At 53.3% G+C, this 4,129-nt stretch carries 6 protein-coding genes; 2 read left to right on the top strand and 4 right to left on the bottom strand.

Annotated features, from left to right (window positions below; translation table 11 throughout):
* A partial coding sequence (locus tag LPA02S_RS11845) for a hypothetical protein (protein WP_225355005.1) occupies nt 1-191 on the top strand: 191 nt, incomplete at its 5' end.
* On the opposite strand, the gene LPA02S_RS10965 is transcribed toward LPA02S_RS11845, so the two are convergent.
* The 3 genes from LPA02S_RS10965 to LPA02S_RS10955 are packed head-to-tail and all read right to left on the bottom strand — an operon-like array spanning nt 192 to nt 2,498.
* Nucleotides 192-524 (bottom strand): DsrE family protein, encoded by a 333-nt coding sequence (locus LPA02S_RS10965; RefSeq protein WP_054650822.1) that lies wholly within the window; start codon nt 522-524, stop codon nt 192-194.
* Nucleotides 525-544: 20 nt separating this feature from the next.
* Nucleotides 545-1,240: a YjjG family noncanonical pyrimidine nucleotidase gene (locus LPA02S_RS10960; RefSeq protein ID WP_054650824.1), complete on the bottom strand. Its 696-nt coding sequence runs from the start codon at nt 1,238-1,240 to the stop codon at nt 545-547.
* Between the two features lie 25 nt (nt 1,241-1,265).
* Nucleotides 1,266-2,498 carry an aminopeptidase gene (locus LPA02S_RS10955; RefSeq protein WP_056956830.1) on the bottom strand — a complete coding sequence of 411 codons (1,233 nt, stop codon included), beginning with the start codon at nt 2,496-2,498 and terminating at the stop codon, nt 1,266-1,268.
* A 288-nt stretch (nt 2,499-2,786) separates the two neighbouring features.
* On the opposite strand from LPA02S_RS10955, the gene LPA02S_RS10950 reads away from it, so the two are divergent.
* Entirely contained in the window at nt 2,787-3,386 is a 600-nt protein-coding gene (locus tag LPA02S_RS10950; protein ID WP_054650826.1) for a TetR/AcrR family transcriptional regulator, read from the top strand.
* A 174-nt stretch (nt 3,387-3,560) separates the two neighbouring features.
* Here LPA02S_RS10950 and LPA02S_RS10945 read toward each other — a convergent pair whose 3' ends face one another.
* Nucleotides 3,561-4,028 carry a flavodoxin gene (locus LPA02S_RS10945; RefSeq protein WP_056956829.1) on the bottom strand — a complete coding sequence of 156 codons (468 nt, stop codon included), beginning with the start codon at nt 4,026-4,028 and terminating at the stop codon, nt 3,561-3,563.
* Between the last annotated feature and the right edge of the window lie 101 nt (nt 4,029-4,129).

The raw sequence follows: 4,129 nt of genomic DNA, 5'->3' as shown, positions 1-4,129 counted from the left end.
ACGCTCTGCTGACAGGCGCTGTTTACATCCACGCCACGATACCACCAGCCCCCAAATGCCCCAATACGGCAGAAAACAACACCAAAAGCACACCGCATTTTGGTAAAATAATGTGCAAAAACGGCACGTTGGTCCAGTTCAGCGCACTGAACTGCGAACGTGCCGTTAGTCATCGATGTGACGAATATTAATCACGGACGAATATATGCAAAGCCGGCCTGTTGTTTTTGGGCCAATTCGATAACGCCGACTGGTACGACGTGCAAGCCAGGCTGTAAGCTATCCTGGTCAATGTGTCTCTGGCTCAGGGAGTTAGCGCATACAGAGACGTTGGTGTTGCCATTGGCCACGGCGCTGAGGTCGACTTTGCTACCCTGAACGGCGGCCGTGACCGCGTCCCCGTTGGCCAAAATTTCGACCTGCGCGTTAACGCGGTGCGCCGTCAGCCATTCGTGGTAGTGCTGCACGTTGTTGAGCACCATGGGCCACTTTGCCGATTCATCAATATGGAAAATGACGTTCATTGTATTGCCCCCCCAAAAAACTAAGCGGATTGAACAAGTAGTGTATCTAACTCGGGCAACGAGTGGACCTCGCGTGTCGGCTGCAGGCCGGTGTGATTGATTTGCTGGTGCAGGTTCACCCAGACCGTGCGCAGCCCGTAGTTCGCACCACCGCGAATGTCGGAGTTGAGTCCGTCCCCGATCATGATGGTGTTTTGGCGAGTGGCCTGAGGTTCGGCCGCAAAGATGGCGTCGAAGAACCGCCCGGACGGTTTGTCGAACCCTATTTCCTGGGAAATAAATATTCCGTCAAAGTAGGGGGCTAAGTGACTATGACGCAGCCGGCGGTGCTGTGTTTCCGCCATGCCGTTGGTGCCCGCCAGAATGTGGAACCCGCGGTCGTGCAGGTCGGTCAGCAGCGTCTTTGCTCCAGGCACCCGGTCATAACCGTGATTTAGTTGATCACGATAGGCTACTTCCATTTCTGCTCCGGGCGCATCACTGCGACCAATGGCGTCCAGGAATGAGGCAAAGCGGCGCTCGAAAATCTGCTCGCGGGTGATGTGCCCATGTTCTAGTTCGGACCACAAGTGGGTATTAACCTGCTGGTAAATGCGTTGGTTATCCGCGCTAAACGGGATTCCGTACCGGTCGAACACTGCACGTAGACCGTGATCCTCGCTCGCGGAGAAGTCCAACAAGGTGTTGTCCAAATCAAAAATCAAGTTAGTTGTCATGTCCGTTAATCCCCTAATAACCAGTTTACGCCCAGTCGCCATTACGGAAGATGGGTACGCGTTGCCCGTCGTGGGTGATGCCATCGATGTTCATTTGCGCAGAGCCCATCATGAAGTCCACGTGGGTGTCCGCGATGTTCAGCCCGGCCGCCCGTTGCTCATCGGGCGTCATGTCGGTGCCCCCAACTATAGCAAAGGGGTAGGCTTGGCCCAGCGCCATGTGGTCGGACGCATTTTCGTCAAAGAGTGTGTTGAAAAAGGTAATGCCAGACTGCGAGATTGGTGATGGGTCGGGCACCAGGGAAACTTCACCCAGGCTCTTGGCGCCCTTAATTTGCAGCAGTTGCCCCAGCGTATCCTGACCCTTGGCGGCACTGAAGGCGACGACCTCACCGTCTTTGAAGGTAAAGTGCATGCCGTCCAGAATATTGCCCGAGTATGCCAAAGGTTTCGTGGAAGCGACGGTACCGTTAATGCGGCGTGCATCCGGCACGGTGAATACTTCTTCAGTAGGCATGTTGGCCATAAACGTTTCTCCCCGTGGGTTCTGGGAGTCGGCGGCTTGCCAAATATGGTTTTGCGGCAAGCCGACGGTGAGATCGGTGCCTGGGGCCTCATAGTGGAGCGCGTCAAACTGGTATTGGTTGAGCCATTCTGCTTTGGTACTCAGACGGGCGTCGTGATCACGCCATGCTTGGTTGGGGTCGTCAGTGTAGACGCGCGTGGTGGTGAAAATTTGGTCCCACAACTTGTCGATGGCGGTGTCGTGGTCGTCCTCCGGGAAGACTTTAGCCGCCCACTCGGCACCCGCCGCCGCAATAATGGTCCAGCTGATGGCGTTAGTGGTGATGGCATTACTTAAGCGGCTGTAGGCTTTTTGGAATCCGGCGTTGTAAGCTGCGACTCGTTCTGGTGAAACGCCCGCCAGGTTATCCGGATTGGCACTCATGACCGTAATTCGTTTAGCGTTGTGTGCGAGCCAGTAATCGAATTGCCCCGCCACAAACGGCGGACGCACGGCCAACCGGTCATCAGCTAGGTACTTGATGTCCAGACGCTTCAGCGTATCGTCTTGCCAATCGACGAGCACCTCAGCAGCTCCAGCCTTGTACGCAGCGGCCACGATGAGGTGGGCTAGCTGGGCCTGCGTGACGTCAATTTGTACATAAACGGTATCGCCGGGGCGAACTTCGACGCCGGTCTCAACGGCGAGGTCGGCGTATTTGACCAAATTATGTTCAAAATCAGGTAGTGTCATTTCGTTCCTCCTTTAATAAGGGCGGTTAAATCCTGCTGAAAGTACAAGCCGGATAAACAACAGTACGTTCATGTTATTGCAACCATTTTAGCATATACAGGGGCTGAGGGCGTTAAGTACCGGTATTGATAGCCACACCGGACAACATTAAACAACAAAAATCATATTTTTTATTTCATGACTATTGTTTTATTTGCGGTATCTGATACAATGTGTTTTGTATCTTGTGGTGCTTAGGGGAGCATCTGCTCTATTTTGTGAGACTAACTTTATTTGGGGAGGCATAACATGGCACGAAAGAAAACTATTACGCGCGATCACATCCTGAACGCAGCGTACAACCTGGTAATTGCAGAGGGCTTTAAGCGGTTCACTGCGCGTAACATTGCGGCATCAATGGGGTGCTCAACCCAACCGATTTACTTGGAATTCGCCAACATGGCGGATTTACGGCAGGCGGTTGTTGACCGCATCAAGTCCGAATTAACGGAACGCTTCCAGAAAACCTATACTGATGACCCCTTGATTGACATGGCGTTGACTTACATCGACTTTGCCATCGAGAACAACAGTCTTTACCAATCAGTGTTCGTTGAGGACCACCTCGGCGTTGACGACATGCGTCAGTTCGCTATGAGCGCAGCGTTGAAGCGGCTCGACAAGTACGACTCAGTGAAGAACCTCACCGAGACCCAGAAGAACAACGTCATTACTGGCGCTTGGATCGTGGCGACTGGGATTGCGGACTTGATGTCTGCAGGGTTCATTCACATCTCGCACGCCCAGATGATCGACATTTTACAGTCGGTACTGAAGGACTTCATCGAGAACAAGCGTTTCAGTGAAGTTGACGATGACAACATCGTATCGATGGCACGCGCCAACTAATATTTGAAGAAGAGCAACAGATAGGGACAAAGTCATGAGGGCTTTGCCCCTGTTTTTTGGCGTTGAAGTGATTAACACAAGTAGTGGATACGCCACCGTTTCTTCGTTGTTGCGTGCCACAATCACCGCATAGAAAAAGGACCGCGGTGGCGGCCCTTAGGGTGGAAAATATAATTATGAAGCGGCAATTTCTGCTTGCTTGGCCACAATTTGGCTGACGAACTGTTCGAGGCGCTCGATATCCTCGGCTTCGGGGGCGAGGTCGACTTTGACGCTATCGGCTCCCTTCACGGCACCGTCAGCAGCCAGGACGTCGGCAAAGTCGTCGACGCTGGTCGCAAAGTCGGTGTAGAAGTGATCACCACTGCCGGCGCAGCCGAACACCTTACCGTGTAGGTCGACTTCCTTCAGTTCCTCGTAGAAATCGACGGCTTCGTCCGGCAGCATCCCGCTACCGGAGTCACTGAACGTGTAGGTGGCCACGATGCAGATGTCGACGTCGGCAAAGTCGTCGGCGATGGCTTGGGACACCTCCGTAGTGGTCACGGAGACGCCGTGGTTTTCCAGCTCTTCCTCGATAATTTCGGCAATTTCCTCAGTATTACCAGTCATACTGGCATATACAATCCGTGCTGTAGCCATTGTGCGCTACCTCCTAGTGTTGAATGCTCCCAAACAGTATAGCAGACTTTACGCAGGTCGTGTTAGGTGCTGGCAAAGCGGCGGTGGGGTTGCTGCTTTGT

It is taken from the genome of Lacticaseibacillus pantheris DSM 15945 = JCM 12539 = NBRC 106106 (assembly GCF_001591865.1).
Classification (GTDB): domain Bacteria; phylum Bacillota; class Bacilli; order Lactobacillales; family Lactobacillaceae; genus Lacticaseibacillus; species Lacticaseibacillus pantheris.
Note: the sequence above shows the minus strand (reverse complement) of the source record. Positions and strands in the feature narration are given on the sequence as shown.

Excerpts from the sequence above, each read along its gene's own strand:
- LPA02S_RS10950 (WP_054650826.1), top strand. The coding sequence starts at position 2,787 with ATGGCACGAAAGAAAACTATTACGCGCGATCACATCCTGAACGCAGCG.
- LPA02S_RS10945 (WP_056956829.1), bottom strand. The coding sequence starts at position 4,028 with ATGGCTACAGCACGGATTGTATATGCCAGTATGACTGGTAATACTGAG.
- LPA02S_RS10955 (WP_056956830.1), bottom strand. The coding sequence starts at position 2,498 with ATGACACTACCTGATTTTGAACATAATTTGGTCAAATACGCCGACCTC.
- LPA02S_RS10965 (WP_054650822.1), bottom strand. The coding sequence starts at position 524 with ATGAACGTCATTTTCCATATTGATGAATCGGCAAAGTGGCCCATGGTG.
- LPA02S_RS10960 (WP_054650824.1), bottom strand. The coding sequence starts at position 1,240 with ATGACAACTAACTTGATTTTTGATTTGGACAACACCTTGTTGGACTTC.